This is a genomic window from Sphingomonas canaveralia (assembly GCF_047238125.1).
Taxonomy (GTDB): domain Bacteria; phylum Pseudomonadota; class Alphaproteobacteria; order Sphingomonadales; family Sphingomonadaceae; genus JBDFMH01.
The window spans coordinates 1914424-1940486 of sequence record NZ_JBDFMH010000001.1; the positions used below are offsets into that span (position 1 = coordinate 1914424).

A 26063-nucleotide genomic window follows, 5' to 3' on the forward strand; every position below is an offset into this window, starting at 1 on the left:
TAAATGGGCAGCGTTGCACATCCAAGACAGGCCGGGTCGACGGTAGACGAAGGGCTTTGGGTGCAGCATCGCAATATCCTGTCCGGCGATCCGCTGGACCCGCGCTGCGAGCGTGTGGTTCGAACTATGGCGACCGGCGGCGACGCGCGGATCACCCTCGATCCCGAAAGCGGGCTGAACCGCTATCTTTGCGCGCCGCGGCCCAGCCCGGCACTGGCCTATGCCTCGTCCACTGCAAACGACCTCTCGATCGACGCTTTCGATCATGTCTTGTCGAACATCGACGTTGCGATGTCGTACGGCGCTGCGCTCGATGTGATCCGCGATCGGATCCGGGCTGCCTATGACCTTCGCAGCGATACCAGTATCGTGATCGCGCCGTCGGGCACCGATCTCGAATATGTCGGCCTCGCCGTTGCCCGCGATCGAGCACCGGGTGGGATCCTGAACATCCTGCTCGGCGCCGACGAGGTGGGATCGGGATGCGTGAACAGCGCGCATGGCCGGTTCTTTGCCGAGCAGACCGCGCTCGGCATCTCGACCGTGCCGGGTACGCCGGTTGCCGGCATCGGTTTGGTCGAGCTCACGGACATTGCGGTGCGCGATCAGCAGGGCCGGGCCCGCCGCTCCGGGGAGATCGCGGACCACATCGATGCGGCCGCGACCACCGCCGCAGCACGCGGCCTCCATACGGTCGTCCATGTCGTGCATGGCTCGAAGACCGGGCTCGTTCTGCCCGAACCGGAGGATCTGGACGGATTGATCGCGCGCCATGGCGACACCATCACAATCGTGGTCGATGCCTGCCAGGCGCGGATCACCCCGGGCGCAATCGCCTTCTATCTTGCGCGCGGCGCGATCGTCTTGCTGACCGGATCGAAATTCATGGGCGGACCACCGTTCAGCGGCTTCGCCCTCGTGCCGGCGGGAACGCCGATGCCCACGCTCCCGCCGGCTTCGCACACATATTTGCACGGGCCGAATGGCCTGTGGTTTGGCCGGGACGCGACCTGTTGCCGGACCGGCCCAATCCCGGCCTCAGGCTCAGGCTGTCGGCCGCGATCCACGAACTGGAACGGTTTCGCCAACTACCGATGCAGGCCGTCCGACCCGTGACGCGCGCGTTCCATGAAGTGGTTCGCTCCGCTTTCGTCGATCGGCTGGGCGCGCGGCTCGTGGACTCGGGCGCAACCGCGACGACCCGTCACGCCGCCTGCCCGATCGAGACGCAGACCCTCGCTACCATCGACTTGTCGACGCTTCCGCGCCAGCCGGACTTCGATGCCGCGCAGACGCTCCACAAGCGACTCGCGGGCGAAGGGCTGCGGGTCGGTCAGCCGGTCAGGTGCGTCCCGGCCGGCGACGGGTGGGGCGGCACGTTCCGCATCGCGCTGTCGATGCCGCAGATCTGCGATCTTGCTATCCTCGGCGACGCCGCCTGCGCCGATCGCCTGGCAGCCGACCTGAACCGCATCGCTGATCGTGTGGCGCGCCTGACCGATCAGTAATCGGCGATTGCCGGATTGGCCTCGATCTCCTCGGTCGTCAGCAGCACGCGATCCGGACGCGGCACCTGATCCAGCGGCGTATCGCGGTCGATCTCCATCATCGGTTTGATGTGGCCGTCGCGAATGTCGTAGACCCAGCCGTGCAGCCAGAGATCCTGGCCCGCGCCGAACGCGGCCTGCACGGTGTCCGTCCGCGCGAGGCTAACGAGCTGATCGCGGACATTGACCTCGACCAGCCGGTTGACCCGAGCTTCCTCGCCGGGCTGCGCCTCGATCTCGTCGGCGTGATCGCGGGCCACCTGACGCGCGGTTTCGAGCCAGTTATGCACCGCGCCGGTCGTGCCGCCATCCAGCGTCGCCTTGATGCCGCCGCAGCCATAGTGGCCGCAGACGATGATGTGGCGCACCTGAAGCACGGTCACCGCAAATTGCAGCACCGACATCAGGTTTTCGTCTTCATGACTGACCAGATTGGCGATGTTCCGGTGCAGGAACATGCCGCCCGGCGGCGTCATAGTCATCTGTTCCGGGCTGACGCGGCTGTCGGAACAGCCGATCCACAGGAATTCCGGCTTCTGGCCATGGGTCTGCCGCTTGAAGAAATCGGGATGCTCGTCGGTCATCTCGATCGCCCAAGCGCGATTGGCCAGCAGCAGCTGCTTATATTCCCTCATGCGAAGCGCACTCCGATCAGCGGCGCGTTGATCAGTTGCGAACTGCGCTCGGCGATGTCGCCGCGCACGATCACGTTGATCCCGCGGAATTTGGCGCCCTTTATGAACGCGTTGATGACATCGACATTGTCGAGATCGACATAATTGGTCGATGACAGGTCGATCAGCAGCTGGGCATTGTCCGGCACGCGGTTCAGCTCGCGCTGCAGTTCATATTTATGAATGAAGTACAGGTTGCGGCGCGCGCGGACGATACAGTCGAGATCGTCGCAGGCAAAGGTGATCGCGGGGCGGAAATTGCGCGCGATCACAAACACGAAGCCCACCGCCAGGCCGATGCCGATGCCGATCAGCAGATCGGTGAACAGGATCGCGGTGATCGTGACGACGAACGGCACGAATTGGCTCCATCCCTGCTTGTAGCGGTCGGTGAACAGGCGTGGCTTGGTCAGCTTATAGCCAGTCGCGATCAGCACCGCGGCCAGCGCCGCCAGCGGGATCAGGTTCAGTGCGAACGGGATCAGCGCCACGCTCAGCAGCAACCAGAAGCCATGCATGATGGTAGACGCCTGGCTCTGCGCACCCGAATCGACATTGGCGGACGAGCGAACGATCACGGAGGTGACCGGCAGGCCGCCGATCATGCCCGACACGATGTTGCCGCCGCCCTGCGCCATCAGCTCCCAATTCTTCGGGGTCGTGCGACGCTGCGGATCGAGTTCGTCCACCGCCTTCACGCTGAGCAGCGATTCGAGGCTGGCGACGATCGCCAGCGTCAGGGCCGTCGTCCAGACGACGGGAGTACCGATCTGCGAGAAATCGGGTGTCGCGAAGAAGGAGGCGAACTGTTCGAAACTGTTGGCGACCGGCACGCTCACCAGATGATCCGCCCCGAGCTGCCAGGCCGGCATGATCACCCCCAGCAGTGCATTGCCGCCGACGCCGATCAGCACGACGACCAGCGGGCCGGGCACGAACCGCAGGAAGCCGTCCTTCGGCCGGGCCTTGTCCCACCAGAACAGGAAGATCAGCGAAACGCCCGCGATCAGCACTGCCCCGGGTGTCAGGCTCTGCGTCAGGGCATCCCAGATCGCCGAGAAGGTGTTGCGCCCATCCGACTGAAAGAATTCGAAGCTGCCTTCGTAGGTGCCGTCATAGCCGACGGCGTGCGGCACCTGCTTCAGGATCAGGATCAGGCCGATCGCAGCCAGCATGCCTGTGATCACCGAGGACGGCACAAATTCCGCCAGCACGCCCGAGCGGCTGGCGGCGAATCCCACCTGCAGCACGCCGGCCAGCACGACCGCCAGCAGGAACGCGCCATAGCTTGGTGCCGCTTCAATCGCGGCGAGTACGATCACAGTCAGGCCCGCCGCCGGGCCGCTTACCGACAGCTTCGACTTCGAAAGCGAGCCGACGACGATACCGCCGACGATACCTGCGATCAGGCCGGAGAAAAGCGGCGCACCCGATGCCAGCGCCACGCCCAGACACAACGGAAGCGCGACCAGGAACACGACGATCGAGGCCGGCAGGTCCGCCCGCAGCGATTTGGTGAAGGATAGGGCCAAGGGAAACCTCGAAAATTGACCCGTGTCAGGGCCGGATTAGGCTGCGCATAGCCAATGATGGGGATCCTGTTCCACTTTCGCAGCCGCAGCAATCAAATGTCACGGACAGGTAACCAGCGATCAACCTGCCCACGAGGTGCCTCGCGCTCATTCCTTGATCCTGTGTTCCCGCAACCCTTTCAGATCGCTTCCTTTGCGAGACCGAGAAAGATGGACTTCCGTTTTGAGAGAACATAAGATGAACCCATGGGTCAGCTCGATACACGTGCCAAACTCGCGATCCTGGCGGATGCGGCGAAATATGACGCTTCCTGCGCATCGTCTGGGACGGCCAAACGATCATCGGCCGGCAAGGCGAGCGGGATTGGATCGACCGAGGGCATGGGCATCTGCCACGCCTATGCGCCAGATGGCCGCTGTATTTCGCTGTTGAAGATCCTGCTCACCAACAGCTGCATCTTCGACTGCCATTATTGCATCAACCGCAAAAGCTCGAACGTCCGCCGCGCGCGCTTCACGGTCGAGGAGGTGGTTCAGCTGACCCTCGCCTTCTATCGGCGCAATTATATTGAGGGACTGTTCCTCTCGTCGGGCATCATCCGTTCGTCCAACTATACGATGGAACAGATTGTCGAAGTCGCTCGGTCGCTGCGGGAAGATCACGGTTTTCGTGGATATATCCACCTCAAGACGATTCCCGATGCGGATCCCGAACTGGTCCACCGCGCGGGCCTCTTCGCGGATCGGGTGTCGATCAACGTCGAACTGCCAACCGAGCCGGGTCTGAAGCGTCTCGCCCCCGAAAAGAGCGCCGTCCGGATCGCCACGGCAATGCAGGAAACCAAGGCGGCGATCGTCGACGGGCGCGATGCTCGCAAGAAATACAAATCCGCGCCACGCTTCGCTCCGGCTGGACAATCGACGCAGATGATCGTCGGCGCCGACGCGGCGACCGATGGCGATATCGTGCTCAAGGCTTCCACGCTTTACGATCGGTTCAATCTGCGTCGCGTCTACTATTCCGCATTCAGCCCGATCCCGGATGCCAGCGCGATCCTCCCGCTCAAGCGGCCTCCGCTGATGCGCGAACACCGCCTCTACCAGTCCGACTGGCTGATGCGCTTTTATGGGTTCGCGCCAAAGGAAGTCGTCGCGGCCGCCGATCCGTCGGGCATGCTGCCGCTCGATATCGACCCCAAGCTTGCCTGGGCGCTCAAACATCGCGAGTCCTTTCCGGTGGATGTCAATCGCGCGTCGCGCGAACAGCTGCTGCGCGTACCTGGCCTGGGCGTGAAAGCGGTCGGCGCGATTCTCACCAGCCGTCGCTGGCGCGCGCTCCGGCTGGAGGATGTGGGGCGGCTCACCGTATCGATCGCCAAGCTTCGGCCTTTCATCAGCGCGCTCGACTGGACGCCGGGCCAATTGACTGACAGCGCCAATCTGAAGGCGCGGATCGTTGCCCCTGCCCGGCAGATGGAACTCTTCGCGGCCTGATGCGCCTGCACCCCGTCGGGTTTGCGATGAAGGACGGTCGCGCATGAGAGTGGCGGCGTTGGAAGCCGATGATGATTTCGACGGCTGGCGCGATCAGGCCCGGCAGCTCGCGATGGCGGGCGTACCGGCTGACGAGGTCGTGTGGCAGGTCGGCGATCTGCCGGCCGACCTCTTCGGAGACGAGAGCCAGCCGGAGGTCGGCATGCGCGCCGCTTTCTCGGTGCCGCGCCCATTCATCGATCTGGCGCGGGCGGTGATCTGCCACAGCGATCCCGAGCGATTCGCGCTGCTCTATACCGCGCTGCTGCGGTTGCGCGCGCACCCCAAGCTGCTCGAGGATCGTGCCGATCCGCTTATCCGGCGGCTGGAGGAGATGGCGAAGGCGGTCCGGCGTGACATCCACAAGATGCGCGCCTTCCTGCGGTTCCGCGAAGTGGCCGATCCGGACGGTCCCCGCTACGTCGCGTGGTTCGAGCCCGAACATCATATCGTGCGCACCAATGCCGGCTTCTTCATCCGCCGGTTCGCCACGATGCGCTGGTCGATCCTGACGCCCGACCTTTCGGTGCATTGGGATGGTGAGACGCTGAGCGAAGGGCCCGGCGCACAGCGCGGCGACGCGCCCGATGGCGATCCGGTCGAGGATGCTTGGAAGACCTATTACGCGTCGATCTTCAACCCCGCCCGCGTCAAGATCGGCGCGATGCTGAAGGAGATGCCGCGCAAATATTGGAAGAACATGCCCGAAACAGCGCTGGTGCCGGCGCTGATCGCAGGCGCACAGGCACGGGAGGCCGGGATGGTGGCGAAGTCTCGCGACGAGATCGGCGGCAACGCGGCCGTGTCCTGGGAAGCGCTGCGCGAGGAGGCGGCCGCCTGCCAGCGCTGCCCGCTGTGGAAGCCGGCAACGCAGACCGTGTTCGGCGAGGGGCCGATCGATGCGAAGCTGATGTTCGTGGGCGAGCAGCCGGGCGATCAGGAGGATCTGGCCGGCCACCCCTTCGTCGGCCCCGCCGGCCAGATGTTCGACAAGGCGCTGGCCGAAGCCGGCGTGGATCGCGCCCGCGCCTATGTCACCAACGCAGTCAAGCATTTCAAATATGAGCCGCGCGGCATGCGCCGCATCCACAGCAAGCCGGACGGATCCGAGATCGAAGCCTGCCGCTGGTGGCTTGATCAGGAACGCGAGCTGATCCGCCCCCCCGTCACGGTCGCGTTGGGGGCAACCGCCGCGCGATCGTTGTTCGGCAAGGTCGTGACGATCACCGCGATGCGCGGCCGCGCGCATGAACTCACCGGCGGTGGCGAAGCCTGGGTGACGGTGCACCCCAGCTTCCTGCTGCGGATCGACGATTCCACCCGCGCCGCCGACGAATATTCGCGGTTCGTGGCCGATCTGAAGCGGATCGGCGAGCGGGTCGCCGCCCTCGCCTGATCCTCATTCAGCCGCGAGCAGCCCTTCCGCCCCACCGAGATCGACCGAGACGAGCCGGCTGACGCCCCGCTCGATCATCGTCACGCCGAACAGTCGGTGCATACGGCTCATCGTCACCGCGTTGTGGGTGACGATCAGGTAGCGCGTGTCGGTCTCGCGCGTCATCCGGTCGAGCAGGTCGCAGAAGCGTTCGATATTGGCGTCATCGAGCGGCGCATCGACCTCGTCCAGCACGCACAGCGGCGCCGGATTGGTCAGAAACAGCGCGAAGATCAGGGCGACCGCGGTCAGCGCCTGTTCGCCGCCCGACAGCAAGGTCAGCGCGGACAGCCTTTTGCCCGGCGGCTGTGCCATGATCTCCAGCCCAGCCTCGAGCGGATCGTCCGAATCGACCAGCGCCAGATGCGCCTCGCCGCCGGCGAACAGGGTGGCGAACAGTCTCCGGAAATGACCATCGACCGCTTCGAAGGCGGCCAATAGCCGCGACCGCCCTTCGCGGTTCAGGCTGCCGATCGAGCCGCGCAGGCGGTTCACCGCCTCGCCCAGTTCGGCGCGCTCGGCCGAACTTGCTGCCCCCTGTGCTTCCAGCTCGATCAGCTCGGTTTCGGCGACCAGGTTGACCGGGCCGAGCCGTTCGCGGTCCGCGGTAGCGCGTTCCAGCGCGCGTGATTCCTCGGTGACCGGGCCGACGCCGGCGCTCTCGAATCCGATCTTCGTTGGCAGCACCGGGGCCGGGCATTCGAAGCGTTCGCCCGAGATGCGACCCATCTCGACCCGGCGCAGTTCCTGCGATTCGGCGCGCGCCGCGGCCCCCGCCCGCGCCTCGCGTGCGATTGCCAGCGCCTCGCCGGCATCGGCTGCCGTCGCCTCCGCAGTCCGCAGCGCCGCTTCGGCCGCGGCTTCGGCTGCACGCGCGGCATCGGCGGCGGCGGCGGCATCGCGGGCGTCGTTCTCGATCCCCGCAATTTCCTCCGCCAGCCGGTCGGGGCGTCCGGCCAGAAGCGCGGCTTCCGCATCGATCGCAGCCGCCCGCCGCGCCATCTCCTCAATCCGGCGAGCGGCATCGCCGGCACGCGTGCGCCAGCTTCTCGCCTCCCCGCGCGCTGCCTCGCTGCGCTGGCGGTCCGTGGCGGTCCGCTGGGCGATGGCAGCGGCGGACGCACGCAATTCGGCCAGGATCGCACGCGCCGCCGCGCTGTCGGCGCGCAGCCGTTCGGCCTGTTGCGCGGCGGCCACGCCATCCTGCAGGCCGGCCAACGCATCGACCGCGGCCTGCACGGCAAGCTCGGCCTCTTCGCGCTCGCTGCCGGCGCGCATGCGACGCTCTGCGATCGCCGTCTGGCGGGCGGCCAGCGCCTCGATCGCGACTGCCGCCTGATCCTCGTCGCGCCGCGCCTGGCGCAACGCGGCCTCCGCATTCGCGGCATCCCGGCGGCTTGCCTCGATCGCGGCGCGCGATGCTGCCGCCGCTGCCGCCGCTGCGTCATGGCGTGCCGATTCACTGTCCACCCCGGCCTGCGCCGCGGGCAAGGCCGCCTGCAGTTCCGCCAGGCGATTGGCGCGGATCAGCCGCTCGGCCGCCGCCGCCCCGGGGTCGCGCGCGACGAACCCATCCCAACGCCGCATCGATCCGGCGCGCGTCACCAGCCGCTGGCCGACAGCGAGCGGGATCCGGCCATCGTCGGCATCGACCACCCCGATCTGCGCAAGCCGCCGTGCCAGTTCGGCAGGCGCACGGACATGATCGGCCAGGCGCGAGACTCCTGCGGGCAGTGCCGGATCGGCCGGGCCTGACTGCGCGCCGGTCCAGCCGCGCGCACCCTCGCCGCCGATCGGCGCATCCAGATCATCGCTCAGCGCGGCTGCCAGCGCGCGCTCATAGCCGGGATCGGGCCGCACCCGCGCCAGCACGCGATCGCCCCCGCCCTGATCGAGCGCGCGGACCAGCGCCCGCGCCTCACCGTCCAGCGCGGCCAGCGTGGCGCGTGCGCGCGCCAGTGCCTCGCCCGCCGCCGCGCGATCGGCGGCTGCAAGCTCGCTCACGCGTTCCGCCTCGCGCCGCACATCGTTCGCCCGATCCAGCGCCGCCAGCGCCGCATCGCGCGCGGCGATCGCGGCATCGCGACGATCTGCGATCGGCGCGACGTCGCCCAATGAGGCGGCTTCGGCCGCGATCCGCGCCATATCGGCCTCGGCCCGGGCCAGACGCTGGCGTGCGCCGGCAAGTGCTGCCTCCGCCACGCGGCGCTCGGCCTGTTCTGCCGCAACCTGCGCCATCGCCTGGCTCAGTGCCAGTTCGGCATCGCGACTGGCGAGTTCGGCTGCGGCCAGCGCCTTGCCCTGCCCGTCCCGCTCGATTTCCAGTGCGGAGAGCCCCTTCGCAAGCGCCTTGTCCTCGTCACTCAGTCGCGCGATGGCTGCGGCGGCATCAATTGCGAGCACATCCTCTCGCCCGCGATCGACCGCGATCGTCTCGCGTGTCCGGTCGAGCTCGCCGATCCGGCGCACGGCCTGGACATGATCCGCCTGCAATGTGCCCAGCCGCTGCGCCAACGATGCGGCCTGCTCGCGCCGCGCCTGCGCCACCGAGCGCGCATCGGCCCGCGCGCGCGTCGCCGCGCCCTGATGCGCCGCCGCCGCCCGCTGCGCCTCGGCCGCCGCCGCTACCGCCGCCTCGGCCACAGCCGCCTCCGCCCGCGCGGCATCGGCGGCGGCGGCAGCATCGCGCCAGCGCGCCCAGATCAGCCGCGCCTCGGCCAGTCGGATCGCGTCGCTCAGCGCGCGATAGCGTTCCGCCGCGCGCGCCTGTCGCCGCAGTTGCCCGGCCCGCGCGGACATCTCAGCGATCGTCTCGTCGAGCCGGACGAGGTTGGTCTCGGTCGCACGCAGCTTCTGCTCGGCATCCTTGCGGCGAACATGCAGCCCGGCGATGCCGGCCGCTTCCTCCAGCATCTCGCGGCGCTGGGCGGGCCGGGCGGCGATGATCGCACCGATCCGCCCCTGGCTGACCAGCGCAGGGCTGTGCGCGCCGGTCGCGGCATCGGCGAACAGCAGCGCGACATCCTTCTGGCGCACGTCGCGGCCATTGATTCGATAGGCCGATCCCGCGCCGCGCTCGATCCGGCGGACGACCTCGATCTCCTCGCCCAGCGCCGCATCGGTACGGATCAGCACTTCGGCGACGTCGCGCGCCGGCCGGGTGGCGGTGCCCGCGAAGATCACGTCCTCCATGCCGCCGCCGCGCAGCGACTTGGGGCTCGATTCGCCCATCACCCAGCGGATCGCTTCCAGCAGGTTCGATTTGCCACAGCCGTTGGGGCCGACGATCCCCGTCAGCCCAGGCTCGATCGCAAGTTCCGCCGGTTCGACGAAGCTCTTGAATCCCGACAATCTCAGCCGGCGGATGCGCATGTGCGGCGGCCCGCCCCGGCGCGTGCGATCAGCCGATCGCGGCGCGCAGTTTCGGCTCCAGCGTCTTCCAGTCTGCCGTGTCGGGCACGGTGTTGCCGTTGATCAGGAAGGTCGGCGTGCCGGTCAGACCGTGTTGCTCGGTGGCGACGTTGCGCATCTGGTTCAGCTTTTCGGCGGCGGCGGTATCGGCCAGGCAGGCCTGCGCCTTGGCGGCGGGCAGCCCGCGCACGCGCATGAACTGGTCCAGCCCGGCCAGCCGAGCGATCTCGGCGCCCGCCTGCGCAGGGCTCATCGCCTGCAGCGCCTGCTGTTCGGCCTGCGTCGCCTGCTGCAGCTTCGCCATCCAGTTCGGTTGATCGGCAAAGATCTGGTCGGCCAGCTTGAAATAAGGCGCCGGCCCCTGGCACTGCGCCAGCAGCGCGATCGGCACGTCGATCGCGCTCAGCAGGAAGGGGCGGAATTCCCAGCTGACCAACCCCTTGGAGACATAGTCGGACTTGAGCTTGGGCACGCCGACTTCGGAGAATTCGGCGCAGTGCGAACAGCTGAACGCGCCATATTCCACCAGCTTCACCGGTGCGTTCGGATTGCCCATGAGGAAGCCGCCGTCGGGCGTCGCGACCACGGTCTCGGTCCAGTCGCCACCGGCCGGCGCGGCGATCGGCGTCGCGGTGACGGGAGCGGAGACATTGCCGGCTTCGTCCTTCGATCCGCAGGCGGTCAGCGCCAGCGTCGCGGCGGTCAGGGCAAGCAATGAACGCATCTTCATGATGATACCTCTGTCAACGAAATGGGGTCAGCGCAGCGCAGCCTTCAGCTGCGGCTCCAGCGCGGTCCAGTCGAACGCGCCCTCGGCAGTCTTGCCGTTGATCAGGAAGGCTGGCGTGCCCTGCAGCTTGCGAACCTTCCAGGCATCGTCGGTCATTGCCGAAAGCCGGTCGATCTCGGCCTTGTTGGTCAGGCAGGCCTGCACGCGGGCCGCCGGCATGCCGCGCGCACGCATCAGCGCATCGAGCCCGGCCGCGCTGGCGAATGCGGTCGTGAAGTTGCCGATCGTCTCAGGTGTGGGGCGGCCCGACGGCGGGGCGGCTTCAGATGCGCGCTTCAGCCAGTCGCCCTGCCGGGCGAAGATCGCGTCTGCGGTCGGGAAGTAGCGCGGGCCCCCGTCGCACCGCGCCAGCAGCGATGCAGACAGGTCGTATCCGTCACGGACCGCATGGCGCACCTCCAGGCTCACCATCCCCTTGGCGATATAGTCGCGCTTCAGCGCGGGCAGCCCGGTTTCCGCGAAATGCGCGCAGTGCGAGCACGTGAGCGACAAATATTCGACAAGCTTCACCCGCGCCTGCGGATTGCCCATTACGAACGCGCCGGCTGGGGTGCGCGTCACCGTGCGCGTCCAGTCGCGCGGCGCTTGCGCGACCACGGCGGGCGGGGCGATTGCGAGCGGCACTGCCGCCAGCGCTGCCGCCCATAGGATGAGACGCCGGGCTTTCATCGACGTTGGTCCGCCTTTCCGATCAGGGGGATACTGGCCATCGCGGGGCTTGCCGCGGTCAGCGCGCTCGCCAGCCCTTCCAGGCAGGCGCGCAGTTCGGGATCACCGACCGTGCGCAACGAATCGCCGAGCTCGGCCGGGATCGGACGCAGCGACGGTGGCGCGCGGCGCGCGCGCGGCGGGGCCGATGCCGCCGCCTGGCGGAGCACGACCCGCGCGACCGCCTGGTATCCAAAAAAGCGGTTCACCCGCTCCACGATCGTCGGCGCGACATGCTGGATCATCACTGCATGCGCGCCTTCCACAGTCAGCGTCAGCACGCCTTCCTCGCGGCGGCCATGCGGGAACCGGATCGATTCGGGGGTGGATGCCGTCGCGAACTTCTCACCCACGATCTCGGGCCATCGGCTCACGACGGAAGACTGGACGAAACCGAACCGCCTGAAGGCCGCGCCGCCGATCGCGGGCAGCATCTCGGCCACCGCGCGCGCACGGTTGCTGCGCTCGGGCGGTCGATCAGCGGCGGGGGCGGAGTTGCGCTTCGTCATTGCCGGCCCTCATGGCATAGCCGCCCCATGTTCGTCGATGCCGCTCGCGCGCTTCTCGATTGGTATGACGCGCATGCCCGCCGGCTGCCGTGGCGCGCGCCACCCGGCAGCGCCGCGCCCCATCCCTACCGTGTATGGCTTTCGGAAGTGATGCTGCAGCAGACGACCGTCGCGGCGGTCGCGCCCTATTTCCATGCCTTCACGACCCGCTGGCCGACGGTGCAGGCGCTTGCGGCCGCGCCCGATGCCGATGTCATGGCCGCCTGGGCGGGGCTTGGCTATTACGCCCGCGCCCGCAACCTGCTGGCCTGCGCCCGCACCGTCACTGCGGACCATGGCGGCCTGTTTCCGCCTGACGAGGCGGCCCTGCGCACATTGCCGGGCATCGGCGCCTATACCGGGGCGGCGATCGCCGCGATCGCGTTCGACCGCCCGGCGACGGTGGTGGATGGTAATGTCGAGCGTGTCATCGCCCGGCTGTTCGCGGTGGCAGAGCCGTTGCCCGCCGCCAAGCGCCGCCTCCACGCGCTGACAGCCACGTTGGTGCCGACCGATCGGCCCGGCGATTTCGCGCAGGCGATGATGGATCTCGGCGCCACGATCTGCACGCCGCGCAACCCGGCCTGCGCGATCTGCCCGCTCCGCGACCGCTGCGCCGCCTTTGCCGCGGGGCAGCCCGATGCCTATCCGGTCAAGCTGCCCAAGGCGGCGCGGCCCGAGCGATGCGGCACCGCGTTCTGGCTCCAGCGGGACGGCCAAGTCCTGCTCGTCACCCGCCCCGCGAACGGGCTGCTCGGCGGCATGCGGGGCTTGCCGACCGGGCCGTGGGCGCCGGCCGATCCACTGATCGAAGGCGCGCCAGCGGCGGCGGCCTGGCGCATTGCACCGGACCGGGTCGTCCATGTCTTCACCCATTTCCGGCTCACGCTGGCCGTGGCGATCGGCGATGCCCAGCCGGGCGAACGACTGCCGCCCCAGGGCCTGTGGTGGCCACGTGACAAAATCGCGGACGCCGGGCTGCCGACGCTGTTCGCCAAGGCGGCCGCCGTCGCGCTATCCGCTGTGGGCGAATCGCAGCGAAAGGGGATGCATGACGATCTACTCGCCGGGAGCTGAGCCCGGCTTCACCGGATCGCCGCTCGACCGCGCCGATCACCTGCGCGGCGATCCGGCTGCGATCGCCCGGCTCCGGTCCGATCCCGCGGCACGGCTGATCCGGCTCGAAGCGCTGGATCCGGTGCTGGACGGCAAGGGTCGGCTGGTGTGGGACGGCATCGACCAGGCCGCCGCCGATGCCGAACTGGCGCTGCTGGGCCTGATCGATGGTGCGCCGATGTTCGCGGCGCTGGTCGAGGCGCCGAACGGTGCCCGCCGGTCGCCCGCGATCATGGGTCTGATGGCAGCGATGGCCCCGGCCGAGGCATCGACCTATGCCGCCGCGCGCAGCCTGGTCGACTGGCACGCGCGCCATCGTTTCTGCGCGGTTTGCGGTCACGAAACGACGCCGGCCCGCGCCGGCTGGGCGCGCAATTGCGGCCATTGCGGCGCCGAGCATTATCCCCGCACCGATCCGGTCGTCATCATGCTGGCCGAACAGGGCGGCCGGGCGCTGGTCGGCCGCGGCCATCATTTCCCGCCCCGCTTCTATTCGGCGTTGGCCGGCTTCGTCGAAGTCGGCGAATCGATGGAGGAGGCGGTCGCGCGCGAGCTTTTCGAGGAAGGCGGCGTCCGCGCTACGCGGGTCCGCTATCTCAGCAGCCAGCCCTGGCCTTTCGCCTCCTCGCTGATGATGGCCTGCACCGCCGATGTCGCCGACGATGCCCTGTTGCTCGACGCCAACGAACTGGCCGATGCCATGTGGGTCACGCGTGCCGAGGTGCAGGCCGCGCTGGCGGGCGACCCGGCCGCTCGCTTCCTGGCTCCGCCGCCTTATGCGATCGCGCACACGCTGCTGCGCTGGTGGGCGGAACGAACGTCAGAGTAATTCGCGCGCCCGCGCCTGCGGGTAGACGCCCAGCACGCGCACCCATTTCGTATGGAAGGCCAGTTCCTCGAGCGCGCGGCCGACCGTGACGTCGTCTGGATGCCCCTCGATATCGGCGAAGAACTCGGTCGCCGCAAAGCTGCCGCCGCGCTGATAGCTTTCGAGCTTGGTCATGTTGACGCCGTTCGTGGCGAAGCCGCCGAGCGCCTTGTACAGCGCGGCGGGCACATTCTTCACCTCGAAGATGAAGGTCGTCATCATCGTGCGGTTGGCGGGTTGGATGTCCGGCGCGGCCTGCGCCAGCACCACGAACCGGGTCATGTTGTGCTCGGCATCCTCCAGCCCGGTTTCCAGCACCTGCAGCCCATAGAGATCGGCCGCGATCCGCGGCGCGATCGCGGCATAGCCAGGCACGCCCAGTTCGGAGATCCGCGCGGCCGCACCTGCGGTATCGGGATAGGCCACCGGCTTGATGCCCTTGGCGCGCAGCCAGTTGCGGCACTGGCCGAGCGCCTGGGGATGGCTCATCGCCTCGCTGATCCGGGCATGCACGTCCAGCCCCATCAGGCAGTAGCGGATCGGCATGAAATGCTCGCCTGTGATGACGAGGCCGCTTTCGGGCAGCAGGAAATGGATGTCCGCCACCCGGCCATGCAGTGAATTCTCGATCGGGATCAGCGCGCAATCGGCGCGGCCGTCGCGCACCGCATCGATCGCGTCCTCGAACGAGAAGCAGGGCAGCGGCAGCGCGTCTGGAAAGGCTTCCGATACCGCGATCTGCGAATTCGCACCCGGCGCACCCTGGAATGCCACCGCGCGTTCAGGTTCGGCGGCGGCGGCCTCGGTCATCGCGGCGACCAGCGCACGGGCGGGGGCGGGGTAGCTTTCCATGGCGCGCGGGTGCTTAGGGTGCGCGAGGGGCGGCGGCAACCCGGCTTGCGATCGGGTCGCTTCGCCCATAAAGGGGGCCCGTCCGCGCCGGCCGCGGTCAAATTCACGCTGGAGCAGACGACAGGCATGGACGATCGCGCGAACATGATTGCCGGGTGGGCACTGGCCGGTGGCATTGCCGCTCTCGGCCTTTCGATCCTGACCGGCGAATATTTCCATGCCGAACGGCCCGAGAAGATGGGCTATGTCGTCGAAGGCGTCGAGGCAGAGGCCGGCGAAGGCGGCGCGGCCGCCGAACAGCCGATCGAGACCTATCTGGCCAGCGCCACCCCGGCGCAGGGCGAGGCCGTTTTCAAGAAGTGCGCCGCCTGCCACAACGCCAATTCGGGCGGCGCCAACGGCGTCGGGCCCAACCTGTACCATGTGTTCGGAGAGCCGGTGGGCAAGGGCAAAGGCTTTGCATTCTCCGAGGCGCTGGCCGGCAAGGGCGGCACCTGGAACTGGCAGAATATGAGCGAGTGGTTGAAGAGCCCCAAGGCATTCGCCCCCGGCACGAAGATGACGTTCGCGGGCCTGTCCAAGCCTGAGGATCGCGCCGCCGTGATGCTCTATCTGAACCAGCAGAGCCCTGCGCCGCTGCCGATCCCGGCCGCGCCCGCCGCCGCCGCCCCGGCCGCGGACGGCGCAACGCCCGCCGCCGATGCCGCTGCCGGCAGCACGCCCGAAGGCGGCAACAGCACGGTGCAGACCGAAGCGCAGGCCGCAAAATCGCCGGAAGGCAATATCGCCGGCGAAGGCGCCCCGGCGACCTCCGGCACCGCTGCACAAGAAAAGAACTGACCGCGCCGCTCCCGATCGGGAGCGGCCGTCAGCCGAGCGATCAGCGCCCGATCGGCCTTCCCAGGCGGATCGGGCGATGTTCGTTGCGCCTGTAGAAATCCTGCACGATCTCCCAGCCCTCGGCCGAACTCTCGACGAAGTGGAAAAGCTCGAGATCGTTGGGCCCGATCACGCCTTCCTCGACCAGCGCATCGAAATCGATCACGCGGGTCCAGAATTCCCGGCCGTAGAACAGGATCGGCAGCGCGGCCATCTTACCCGTCTGGATCAGCGTCAACAGCTCGAACGTCTCGTCGAAGGTGCCGAACCCGCCCGGGAATACCGCGACGGCGCGTGCACGCAGCAGAAAGTGCATCTTCCGAAGCGCGAAATAGTGGAATTGGAACGAGAGCGAGGGCGTCACATAAGGGTTCGGCGCCTGCTCGAACGGCAGCACGATATTCAACCCGATCGATTCGGCCCCGGCATCCGCCGCGCCGCGATTGGCCGCCTCCATGATCGATGGCCCACCGCCCGAACACACCACGAAATGGCGCTGCCCCTCGTCATCGCGCGGTGCCTCGCTCGCCAGCCGTGCCAGTGCGCGCGCCTCGTCATAATATCTCGCCTTGGCCGCCAGACGCTCGGCAATCGCGCGCTGGGTATCGGTCTTGGCCGCCGCAACGATCGCGTCGGCCTTGGCAGGTTCGGGGATGCGCGCGGAGCCGTAGAAGACGAAAGTCGATCCGATCTTCGCTTCGTCCAGTAGCAGTTCGGGCTTCAGCAGTTCGAGCTGGAAGCGGATCGGGCGAAGATCCTCGCGCAGCAGGAAATCATTGTCCTGGAAAGCCAGCTTGTAGGCCGGATCAGCGGTCTGCGGGGTCGATACGCTCTGACGGGCGACCTCGGCATCATCCTTCGCCTTGGCAAAAACGCGCTTCGGGATATCCTCGTTCTTCATTTGCTGGCTGCTGCCTCCATCAAGTTCGCCGCCATTCGGCATTCGCGAAAAAGGAGTCAGATTAGCGACAATAGGGCCCCCTGCCCATGTCGAAATGCAGATGATCGGCATGATAGGCGTTGGCATCGGGGCCGATCGCGACGTTGAAGCGGCGACATCCCTCGCGGTGCAGGCGACGCAGGAACTCGCGGGTCGCGCCATCCTCTCCGCGCCAACCGTCCTTCACGGTCACGCGCCGGCCGTCGGCCAGCTGGAAAGCGGAAATGTCGACTGCGTTGGCCAGGCCATGTTCGGACAATTTATTGCCGGCGATCCCGTTGACCGGGCGGCAGGCATAGCTGCCGAAGCTCTCGATCCTGCTGACATAGGTGCCGAACGCATTTTGCGCAGCGGGCTGCACGGCATCGCGCACCCAGCGGCCGAGCGCGCGCGCCGTCGGGCATTTGACTGCGCCGAGATTGGTGACCGGGATGCCGATCGCGACCAGCTTGACCGATCCCGTCGCAGAACAGCCGCCGGCGAACTGGCGATCGGGCAATGCTTCGAACCGCACGCCCTCCCGCGTCAGATCGGCCAGGCACTGGCGCACCGCGGCCGGATCCTCGGTCGGTCGCTGGGCGATAGGCCGGCTCTGCCGGGGCGGCTCCCTGCCTGCCGGGATGCAGGCGGTGGCGATCAGGCATACGCCGATAAGCAACTTGCGCATGGCCGTTACGATGCTGGGATCGACAGCCACGATCAAGTTGACTTCGCCCGACCGCCCTCTAAAGCCGCCGGCGGGCCACGCCGTCCCAACGCGGCGCGTGCTCTCTGCAAGGAGAGACTGACATGACTGCACCCCGCCCCGGCACGTTGCCGGAACGTCCTTTTTTCTCGTCCGGCCCCTGCGCGAAGCCGCCCGGCTGGTCCCCCGACAAGCTCGCCACCGAATCGCTCGGTCGCTCGCATCGCTCGAAGATCGGCAAGGCGCGGCTCGCCTATGCGATCGATCTGACGCGCAAGGTGCTGGGTGTGCCCGATACGCACCGCATCGGCATCGTGCCCGGATCGGATACCGGCGCGGTCGAGATGGCGATGTGGACGATGCTCGGCTGCAAGCCCGTGACGATGCTCGCGTGGGAAAGCTTCGGCGAAGGCTGGGTCACCGATGCCGTCAAGCAGCTGAAGCTGGACGCGACCGTCTCCACCGCCCCCTATGGCGCGTTGCCTGACCTTGGCAGCGTCGATTTTGCGGGCGATGTGGTGTTCACCTGGAATGGCACCACATCCGGCGTGCGCGTGCCGGACGGGGACTGGATTCCGGCCGATCGCGACGGCATCACCATTGCCGATGCCACTTCGGCCTGCTTCGCGCAGGACATCGCCTGGGACAAGTGCGACGTCGTGACCTTTTCCTGGCAGAAGGTGCTGGGCGGCGAAGGCGCGCACGGCATTTTAGTGCTTGGCCCGCGCGCGGTCGAGCGGCTCGAAAGCTACACGCCCGATCGCCCGCTGCCCAAGGTCTTCCGCCTGGTTTCCAAGGGCAAGTTGGCCGAAGGCGTGTTCAAGGGCGAGACGATCAACACGCCTTCGATGCTAGCGGTCGAGGATTATATCCACAGCCTGGAATGGGCCGACGGTCTGGGCGGGCTGCCGGCCTTGATCGCGCGTGCCGATGCGAACGCCGCTGCACTCGACGCCTGGGTGAAACGCACCGACTGGATCGACCATCTCGCGGCTGATCCCGCCACCCGGTCAAACACCAGCGTCTGCCTCAAGTTCGCGGGGCTCGAAGGCGATGCGGCCGCGGCCGTCGAGAAGAAGATGGTCGCGCTGCTCGAAGCGGAAGGTGCAGCCTACGATATCGGATCGTATCGCGACGCCCCGGCGGGCCTGCGAATCTGGTGCGGCGGCACGGTCGAAACCGCCGATATCGAAGCGCTCGGCCCGTGGCTTGACTGGGCGTGGGCGCAGGCGGCTGCCGCCTAGAGCCCTCTCCCCTTTGGGGAGAGGGTTGGGAGAGGGGCGGCGGCTGGACGCTCCCCTCGAACGGCCCAGCTCCCCTACCCCTCTCACCGGCCTTCTCCCCAAAGGGGAGAGGGAGATTAGGAGCAGACATGCCCAAGGTGCTGATTTCCGACAAGATGGACCCGAAAGCCGCCGAGATCTTCCGCAGCCGCGGAGTCGAGGTCGACGAAATCACCGGCAAGACCAAGGACGAGCTGATCGCGATGATCGGCGCGTATGACGGTCTGGCGATCCGGTCCTCGACCAAGGTGACGAAGGACGTGCTGGCCGCGGCCACCAACCTGAAGGTGGTCGGCCGCGCCGGCATCGGCGTCGACAATGTCGATATCCCGGCCGCTTCCGAGCGCGGCGTCGTCGTGATGAACACGCCGTTCGGCAACTCGATCACCACCGCCGAGCACGCCATCGCACTGATGTTCGCGCTCGCCCGCCAGCTGCCGGAGGCGGACGCCTCCACCCAGGCCGGCAAGTGGGAGAAGAACCGCTTCATGGGCGTGGAGCTCACGTCCAAGACGCTGGGCCTGATCGGTGCCGGCAATATCGGCTCGATCGTCGCCGATCGCGCGCTTGGCCTGAAGATGAAGGTGATCGCCTATGATCCCTTCCTGACTCCCGAGCGCGCAATCGAGATGGGGGTAGAGAAGGTCGCGCTGGACGATCTGCTGGCACGCGCCGATTTCATCACGCTGCATACGCCGTTGACCGATGCCACCCGCAACATCCTGTCCGCCGAGAATTTGGCCAAGGCCAAGCCCGGCGTGCGGATCATCAATTGCGCGCGCGGCGGGCTGATCGATGAGGCGGCGCTCAAGGACGCGCTCGATTCGGGCCATGTCGCTGGGGCCGCACTCGACGTATTCGTCGAGGAGCCGGCGAAGGCATCGCCGCTGTTCGGCACGCCCAACTTCATCTCGACCCCGCATCTTGGCGCATCCACCAACGAGGCGCAGGTCAACGTTGCGATCCAGGTGGCCGAGCAGATGGCCGATTACCTCGTATCGGGCGGCGTCACCAACGCACTCAACATGCCGTCGCTCTCGGCGGAGGAAGCGCCGCGGCTGAAGCCCTATATGGCGCTGGCCGAAAAGCTCGGCAGCCTCGTCGGCCAGCTCGCGCATGGCAGCATCAGCGGCATCTCGATCGAGGCAGAGGGTGCCGCCGCCCATGTCAACCTGAAGCCGATCATCGGCGCCGTCCTGGCCGGCTTCATGCGGGTCCACTCAGACACGGTGAACATGGTCAACGCGCCGTTCCTCGCCAAGGAACGCGGGCTGGACGTGCGCGAAGTGCGGCACGACCGCGAGGGTGATTATCACACGCTGATCCGCGTCTCGGCGCAGACTCGCGACGGTGATCGTTCGGTCGCGGGCACGCTGTTCGGCAATGCGGCACCGCGACTGGTGGAGCTGTTCGGCATCAAGGTCGAAGCCGATCTGGCCGGGCACATGCTCTACATCGTCAACGACGACGCGCCCGGCTTCATCGGCCGGCTGGGCACCACGCTGGGCGAGGCAGGCGTCAACATCGGCACCTTCCATCTCGGCCGCCGCGAGGCAGGCGGCGAGGCGGTGCTGCTGCTGTCGGTCGACAGCCGCGTCGAGCCAGACCTGCTGGCCCGCATCCGCCAGCTGCCCGGCGTCCGCATGGCCCAGGCGCTGGCATTCTAATGACCACCCTCTCCCCGCCTGCGGGGAGAGGGACAGCCGCCACAGGCGGCAGGGAGAGGGGCCGGCGCAATGCGTGATCCCGAGACTGTCGCGAGGGCCAGGGCGCTGAGAAGCAACCAGACGCCGGTCGAGGCGCGGCTGTGGCACGCGCTACGCGGCCATCGCTTCGGCGGCATCAAAGTCTCGCGCCAGATCCCGATCGGCCCGTTCATCGTCGATTTCGGAGCGCGCAGTCGGAAGCTGCTGATCGAGATCGACGGGGATAGCCATGCCGGCCGACAGGATTAAGACGCAGCGCGGACAGCGTTTCTCGAATCGAAGGGGTATCGGGTGGTCCGGTTCACCAATGCCGACGTGATCAGTAACCTCGATGGCGTGCTCGCCGCCATCGGCGATGCGCTTGTCGCATCCCCTCTCCCCGGCCCTCTCCCCGCCAGCGTGGAGAGGGAGCCTTGAGCTCCGGCCTTCTCCCGATCGGGCTGCGCGACCGGCTGCCGCCGCAGGCGGAGGCGGCGTCGCGGCTGCTGCACCGGATCATCGGCGCGATCCAGCGCCACGGCTATGAGCGCGTGTCGCCGCCGCTGGCCGAGTTCGAGGCGGAGCTGGTCGGCCGGCTGAAATCGGCGCGAGCGCAGGATCTGCTGCGCTTTGTTGATCCGGTGTCGCAGCGGACGCTGGCACTGCGCCCGGACATGACCGGCCAGGTCGGCCGGATCGCGGCGACGCGGATGGCGCATCTGCCGCGCCCGCTGCGACTGGCCTATGGCGGATCGGTGCTGAAGCTGCGCGCGACCCAGTTGCGGCCCGAACGCGAGCTGACGCAGGTCGGCGCGGAACTGATCGGCACCGATGCCGCCGCGGCAGTGACCGAATTGCTGCAGGTCGCGATCGAAGCGTTGGAGACGGCGGGGGTGACCGGCATCACCGTGGACCTGACTTTGCCCGATCTGGTGGAAACATTGGCCGCAGGCGCGCTGCCGTTGCCGAAGGAGCGGATCAATGCCGTTCGCGCCGCGCTCGATGCGAAGGATGCCGGCGCGCTCGCCGGACTGGGGGCGGAAGCCTATCTGCCGTTCATCGCCGCCGCCGGCCCGCTCGATCGCGCTTTGGCTCGGCTCGCCGATGTCGGCGGCGCGGAGGCGCTCTCCAGCCGGCTGAATGGCATCCGCAAGATCGGCGCGGCGCTTGCCGGTCGGGTCGCAATCACTTTCGATCCGACCGAGCGGCACGGCTTCGAATATCAGAGCTGGATCGGCTTCTCGCTGTTCGGCGCCGGGTTGAGCGGCGAAGTCGGACGCGGAGGCAGCTATTCGATCGTCCATCCCGATGGGCGGGAGGAAGCCGCAACCGGTTTTTCGCTCTATGTCGATCCGCTGGTCGATGCCGGCCTGGGCCAGGAACCGCGGCGGCGACTGTTCCTCCCGCTCGGCCACGACGTGCAGGCAGCCGCCCGGCTGCGTGGCGAGGGATGGACGACGATCGCCGCTTTATCCGCGCAGGATGGTCCGGCCGGCTGCAGCCACCAACTGATCGATTCGGTGATCCAGGCGATCGATCGCGCTTGATCGCCTCCTGGCTGAAGCTAGGCTCGGGCCCTGCTTCGAAAGGGGATTCCGGCAATGCGGCGGACGATCACGGCCTGGTTCTTGACCGCGGCGATGGCATTGCCCGCAACCGCGATCGCAGCCGACTATAGCGTGCTGATCACCGGCCGGATCGCGGGCGCGATGACGGTCGATGTATCGGGTGACAGCCGGACGGTTGCCTACAGCTATAATGATCGCGGCCGCGGGCCGGACCTGAAGCAGACACTGCGTTATGATCCGCGTGGCATGCTTGCCTCCGCCCAGATCACCGGCGTGGATTATCTGAAGGCCCCGGTCGAAGAACGCTTCACGCGCGACCAGGCGAAGGCCAGCTGGTCGAGCCAGGCCGATTCGGGTGACGTGGCCAAGCCGGGCTTCTACCTAACCTATCAAGGCACGCCGGAAGACTGGGCCGGTCTGCACCGCGCGCTGCTGAAGGCGCCGGGCAATGCGCTCGATCTGCTCCCGGCTGGCCGCGCTCAGCTCACACGCCTTGCCGAACAGTCCGTAGCCGGCCCCAACAGTGCGTCCGAAACGGTGACGCTCTACATCGTCGAGGGCGTTGGCCTCACCCCGATCCCGACCTGGCTCGACGCCAAGGGCGAACTCTTCTTCTCCGGGCAGACCTGGTCAGGCACCGTGCGCAAGGGCTGGGAGGCGGCCGCGCCGGCACTGGTGGAGGCGCAGGAACGCGTACTGCGCGAACGCTCGGTCACCACCGCGCGTACGCTGGGCCGTCGGCCGGCCGGCGCGCTGGCGATCCTCAACGCCAACCTGTTCGATGCGGCCGCGCGGCGCATGCGCCCGGGTACGACCGTCGTGATCCGTGGCGACCGCATCGCAGCGGTCGGCGCGGACGGCACGGTCGCAATCCCCGCCGATGCGGAGACGATCGATGCCGGTGGCAAGGCGCTGCTGCCAGGGCTGTGGGACATGCACGTCCATATCGCCAGCGACGATGAAGGCATCCTGCAGCTGGCGGCGGGCGTCACCAGCGTGCGCGACATGGGCAACGACGCCGATGAGCTGATCGCGCGCCGGGACCGGTTCGCGAAGGGCGAGCTGATCGGCCCGCGCATCTTCATGGCGGGGTTCATCGATGGACCCGGCCCGCTGGCCGCGCCGACCAAGGTGCTGGTGGCGACGCCGGAGGAGATGACCGCGGCGGTCAACCGCTACGCCGATCGCGGGTTCGAACAGATCAAGCTCTACAGTTCGCTCAAGCCCGAGCTTGTGCCCGTCGCGATCAAGGTCGCGCATGATCGCGGCTTGCGCGTTTCGGGTCATATCCCGGCCGGGATGACGGCCGACAAGGCCGTGGACGAGGGCTTCGACGAGCTCCAGCATGTCAACTTCACGCTGCTGAACTTTTACCCGGACGTCGCGGGGGAGACGGCAAGCATGAAGCGCTTCACCACGATTGGCCAACGGGCGGGGTCGCTCAACCTCAATTCGGCCCCGGTCAAGGCGTTCATCGCCAAGCTGGCGGCCAAGAAGATCGTCGTCGATCCCACCGTCGCCACCTTCGAAGGCATGTTCACCGCGGCCCCGCGCGCGGTCGATCCGAGCTTGGCGGCAGTCAAGGATCGACTGCCGCCGCAGGTATCGCGCGGCCTCTATGGCGGCGGCATGGCGAAGGACGATGCGCAGCGCGCGCAGTATCGCGCCGCCTATGCCAAGATGGTCGAGATGGTCGGCGCGCTGCACCGCGCTGGGGTGCCGCTGGTGCCGGGCACCGACGGGTTCGCCGGTTTCCTGCTCGATCGCGAATTCGAGCTGTGGGCGAAGGCCGGGATCGCCAATCCGGACATCCTCTATGCCGCCACGCTCGGCTCGGCGCGCGTCAACCGGCATGACAAGGATCTGGGCTCGATCGAAGCAGGCAAGCTGGCCGATCTCGTGCTGTTCGACGGCGATCCGTCCAGCGACATCGCCGCGCTGCGCAAGCCGGTGACAGTCATCAAGGGCGGCACGCTGTACAATTCGACCAAGCTCTACGCGGCGGTGGGCGTGCGCCCCTGATCCGCATGGACCGCAGGCGCGCCGCGCTCTATGCGGCACCCGGTCTCGAACGGCATCGACAGGAAGCGCATTGGCCAACGTCACAGTGATCGGCGCCCAGTGGGGTGATGAGGGCAAGGGCAAGATCGTCGACTGGCTGTCAGCCCGCGCCGATGTGGTGGTGCGCTTCCAGGGCGGGCACAATGCCGGCCACACGCTGGTGGTTGGTGAACAGGTCTACAAGCTCAGCCTGCTGCCGTCGGGCATCGTGCGCGGCACGCTGTCGGTTATCGGCAACGGCGTGGTCCTGGATCCGTGGCACCTGCGCGCCGAGCTCGAGAAGCTCCGCGCGCAGGGCGTGGCGATAACGCCCGATACGCTTCACATCGCCGAGACCTGCCCGCTGATCCTGCCGTTCCACCGCGATCTCGATGGCCTGCGCGAGGATGCCAGCGGTGCAGGCAAGATCGGCACCACCCGTCGCGGCATCGGCCCGGCCTATGAGGACAAGGTCGGCCGCCGCGCGATCCGGGTCTGCGATCTGGCGCATCTGGATGAGCTCGGCCCCCAGATCGATCGGCTGCTGGCGCACCATGATGCCCTTCGCGCGGGCTTCGGCGAACCGCCGATCGATCGTGACGCGCTGATGGCGGACCTTGCCGAGATCGCCGGGATCGTCCTCCCCTTCGCCAGGCCGGTCTGGCTGACGCTGGGCGAGGCGCGCAACGCCGGCAAGCGCATCCTGTTCGAAGGTGCGCAGGGCGTGCTGCTCGATGTCGATCACGGCACCTATCCGTTCGTGACGTCGTCGAACACGATCGCTGGCACCGCCGCCGGCGGATCCGGGCTCGGCCCATCGGCGGCCGGCTTCGTGCTGGGCATCGTCAAAGCCTATACCACGCGCGTGGGCAGCGGCCCCTTCCCCACCGAGCTCGAGGATGAGACCGGCCACCGGCTCGGCACCCGCGGCCATGAATTCGGCACGGTCACTGGCCGCAAGCGGCGTTGCGGCTGGTTCGATGCGGTGCTGGTGCGGCAATCGGTCGCGGTCTCGGGCGTGACCGGGATCGCCTTCACGAAGCTCGACGTGCTCGACGGGTTCGAAGAACTGAAGATCTGCATCGGCTATGACGTCGGCGGCACGCGTTACGATTATCTCCCGCCTCACCCGACCGATCAGGCGCGTGCGGTGCCGGTCTACGAGACCATCCCGGGCTGGAGCGAGTCGACCGCCGGCGCGCGTAGCTGGGCCGATCTGCCGGCTGCCGCGATCAAATATATCCGCCGGGTGGAAGAACTGATCCGCTGCCCGGTCGCGCTGGTCTCCACCAGTCCGGAGCGGGAGGACACGATCTTGGTGCGCGATCCCTTCCAGGATTGAGCCGGCGGACGCAGGAAACCGCTGCGTGACGATCCTGCTCCTGATCGCCGCGATCGCGGCGGCATGGTTCGGCCGCGAATGGAAGGCGGCGGCGCTGCCGCTGGGCCTGCTCGCGCTGGCGGTGGCGGCGTTCGCCGGGATCGACCTGCCCGATCTCGATCAGCATCTGCCGCTGCTCGATCATCGCGATGCGCTGACGCACAGCATCTTGCCCGCCCTGCCCGCGCTCGCGCGGCGCTGGCTGCGCCCGGTGGCGGGCGGACTGGCGCTCGGCCTAGGGTTGCATCTGTCGGCGGACGTGTTTCCCGAAGCGATGATCGGCTATGCCACGGTCAAGCTGCCGTTCGCGGGCTCGATCGGCGATTGGTCCTATGGCTGGCTGCTCGGCAATGCGATGATCGGGATCGCGCTGTTCGCCTGGCTCCTCGATCGTTCGCTCGCAGCGCCCTTGCGGATGGCCATCGTCGGCGGCGCGGCGTGTCTTGGGCTCTGGTATCTGGGCGGGGTCGATGGCGGCTGGTGGGCGATCGCCGCCTATCTGGCGTTCGGCGCTGCGGTATGGGCGATCCGGCGCGCCGTCCGCCGGGCACGGCTCGGCTTGCGCCGCTGAAGGGCGCTTGCCGCGAA

22 protein-coding genes and 1 pseudogene are annotated in these 26063 nt (G+C 67.8%); 14 read left to right on the plus strand and 9 right to left on the minus strand.

Translation table 11 applies throughout. From position 1 onward, the window contains the following. The first annotated feature begins 60 nt into the window (after positions 1-60). Both ABC347_RS09495 and ABC347_RS09500 read left to right on the plus strand, forming a co-directional pair. A complete protein-coding gene (locus tag ABC347_RS09495) occupies positions 61-1116 on the plus strand; it encodes a hypothetical protein (RefSeq protein WP_413245487.1) in 1056 nt (351 codons plus the stop codon). Then, the gene (locus ABC347_RS09500) at positions 1113-1508 is read left to right on the plus strand and encodes a hypothetical protein (RefSeq protein ID WP_413245488.1); all 396 of its coding nucleotides are present in this window, start codon (positions 1113-1115) and stop codon (positions 1506-1508) included. The genes ABC347_RS09495 and ABC347_RS09500 overlap by 4 nt, the downstream gene beginning before the upstream one ends. Here the strand turns inward: ABC347_RS09500 and ABC347_RS09505 are convergent. Beyond that, positions 1502-2182, minus strand: coding sequence for a carbonic anhydrase (locus ABC347_RS09505; RefSeq protein ID WP_413245489.1), 681 nt, complete (start codon positions 2180-2182; stop codon positions 1502-1504). The genes ABC347_RS09500 and ABC347_RS09505 overlap by 7 nt on opposite strands. Further along, on the minus strand, positions 2179-3753 hold the full coding sequence (locus ABC347_RS09510; RefSeq protein WP_413245490.1) for a SulP family inorganic anion transporter: 1575 nt from the start codon (positions 3751-3753) through the stop codon (positions 2179-2181). Before ABC347_RS09510 ends, ABC347_RS09505 begins: the two co-directional genes overlap by 4 nt. Positions 3754-3999: 246 nt before the next feature. On the opposite strand from ABC347_RS09510, the gene ABC347_RS09515 reads away from it, so the two are divergent. Continuing rightward, entirely contained in the window at positions 4000-5247 is a 1248-nt protein-coding gene (locus ABC347_RS09515) for a putative DNA modification/repair radical SAM protein (protein WP_413245491.1), read from the plus strand. 43 nt (positions 5248-5290) lie between these two features. Continuing rightward, positions 5291-6682, plus strand: a complete 1392-nt coding sequence (locus ABC347_RS09520; protein WP_413245492.1) for a UdgX family uracil-DNA binding protein — start codon at positions 5291-5293, stop codon at positions 6680-6682. A gap of 3 nt (positions 6683-6685) precedes the next feature. On the opposite strand, the gene ABC347_RS09525 is transcribed toward ABC347_RS09520, so the two are convergent. The 4 genes from ABC347_RS09525 to ABC347_RS09540 are packed head-to-tail and all read right to left on the minus strand — an operon-like array spanning position 6686 to position 12139. After that, positions 6686-10093, minus strand: a complete 3408-nt coding sequence (locus ABC347_RS09525) for a chromosome segregation SMC family protein (RefSeq protein ID WP_413245493.1) — start codon at positions 10091-10093, stop codon at positions 6686-6688. A 28-nt stretch (positions 10094-10121) separates the two neighbouring features. Beyond that, positions 10122-10856 carry a DsbA family protein gene (locus ABC347_RS09530; protein WP_413245494.1) on the minus strand — a complete coding sequence of 245 codons (735 nt, stop codon included), beginning with the start codon at positions 10854-10856 and terminating at the stop codon, positions 10122-10124. 33 nt (positions 10857-10889) lie between these two features. Then, positions 10890-11591, minus strand: a complete 702-nt coding sequence (locus tag ABC347_RS09535) for a DsbA family protein (RefSeq protein ID WP_413245495.1) — start codon at positions 11589-11591, stop codon at positions 10890-10892. Then, the gene (locus ABC347_RS09540) at positions 11588-12139 is read right to left on the minus strand and encodes a DUF721 domain-containing protein (protein WP_413245496.1); all 552 of its coding nucleotides are present in this window, start codon (positions 12137-12139) and stop codon (positions 11588-11590) included. Before ABC347_RS09540 ends, ABC347_RS09535 begins: the two co-directional genes overlap by 4 nt. 27 nt (positions 12140-12166) lie before the next feature. Here ABC347_RS09540 and mutY point away from each other — a divergent pair, with 27 nt between their 5' ends. Continuing rightward, positions 12167-13255, plus strand: a complete 1089-nt coding sequence (gene mutY, locus ABC347_RS09545) for an A/G-specific adenine glycosylase (protein ID WP_413245497.1) — start codon at positions 12167-12169, stop codon at positions 13253-13255. Further along, positions 13230-14123, plus strand: a complete 894-nt coding sequence (gene nudC / locus ABC347_RS09550; RefSeq protein ID WP_413245498.1) for an NAD(+) diphosphatase — start codon at positions 13230-13232, stop codon at positions 14121-14123. Before mutY ends, nudC begins: the two co-directional genes overlap by 26 nt. Here the strand turns inward: nudC and ABC347_RS09555 are convergent. Beyond that, positions 14115-15014, minus strand: coding sequence for a prephenate dehydratase (locus tag ABC347_RS09555; RefSeq protein ID WP_413245499.1), 900 nt, complete (start codon positions 15012-15014; stop codon positions 14115-14117). The genes nudC and ABC347_RS09555 overlap by 9 nt on opposite strands. 126 nt (positions 15015-15140) lie before the next feature. On the opposite strand from ABC347_RS09555, the gene ABC347_RS09560 reads away from it, so the two are divergent. Further along, positions 15141-15854, plus strand: coding sequence for a c-type cytochrome (locus tag ABC347_RS09560; protein WP_413245500.1), 714 nt, complete (start codon positions 15141-15143; stop codon positions 15852-15854). A gap of 40 nt (positions 15855-15894) precedes the next feature. Here ABC347_RS09560 and ABC347_RS09565 read toward each other — a convergent pair whose 3' ends face one another. Beyond that, positions 15895-16794: an LOG family protein gene (locus ABC347_RS09565; protein ID WP_413245501.1), complete on the minus strand. Its 900-nt coding sequence runs from the start codon at positions 16792-16794 to the stop codon at positions 15895-15897. A 61-nt stretch (positions 16795-16855) separates the two neighbouring features. Further along, the gene (locus ABC347_RS09570) at positions 16856-17500 is read right to left on the minus strand and encodes an extensin family protein (protein WP_413245502.1); all 645 of its coding nucleotides are present in this window, start codon (positions 17498-17500) and stop codon (positions 16856-16858) included. A gap of 122 nt (positions 17501-17622) precedes the next feature. Between ABC347_RS09570 and ABC347_RS09575 the strand changes: the two genes are divergently transcribed. The 7 genes and pseudogenes from ABC347_RS09575 (at position 17623) to ABC347_RS09605 (ending at position 26046) form a co-directional block, all read left to right on the plus strand. After that, entirely contained in the window at positions 17623-18762 is a 1140-nt protein-coding gene (locus ABC347_RS09575) for a phosphoserine transaminase (RefSeq protein WP_413245503.1), read from the plus strand. Between the two features lie 128 nt (positions 18763-18890). Beyond that, positions 18891-20468: a phosphoglycerate dehydrogenase gene (serA, locus tag ABC347_RS09580; protein ID WP_413245504.1), complete on the plus strand. Its 1578-nt coding sequence runs from the start codon at positions 18891-18893 to the stop codon at positions 20466-20468. Positions 20469-20537: 69 nt separating this feature from the next. After that, positions 20538-20924, plus strand: a pseudogene (locus tag ABC347_RS09585) (endonuclease domain-containing protein). After that, positions 20921-22033 (plus strand): ATP phosphoribosyltransferase regulatory subunit, encoded by a 1113-nt coding sequence (locus tag ABC347_RS09590; RefSeq protein ID WP_413245505.1) that lies wholly within the window; start codon positions 20921-20923, stop codon positions 22031-22033. The pseudogene ABC347_RS09585 and the gene ABC347_RS09590 overlap by 4 nt, the downstream one beginning before the upstream one ends. A gap of 54 nt (positions 22034-22087) precedes the next feature. Further along, positions 22088-24076 (plus strand): amidohydrolase family protein, encoded by a 1989-nt coding sequence (locus ABC347_RS09595; protein ID WP_413245506.1) that lies wholly within the window; start codon positions 22088-22090, stop codon positions 24074-24076. A gap of 70 nt (positions 24077-24146) precedes the next feature. After that, positions 24147-25436, plus strand: coding sequence for an adenylosuccinate synthase (locus tag ABC347_RS09600; RefSeq protein ID WP_413245507.1), 1290 nt, complete (start codon positions 24147-24149; stop codon positions 25434-25436). A gap of 25 nt (positions 25437-25461) precedes the next feature. Then, entirely contained in the window at positions 25462-26046 is a 585-nt protein-coding gene (locus ABC347_RS09605; protein WP_413245508.1) for a hypothetical protein, read from the plus strand. The last annotated feature ends 17 nt before the right edge of the window (positions 26047-26063 follow it).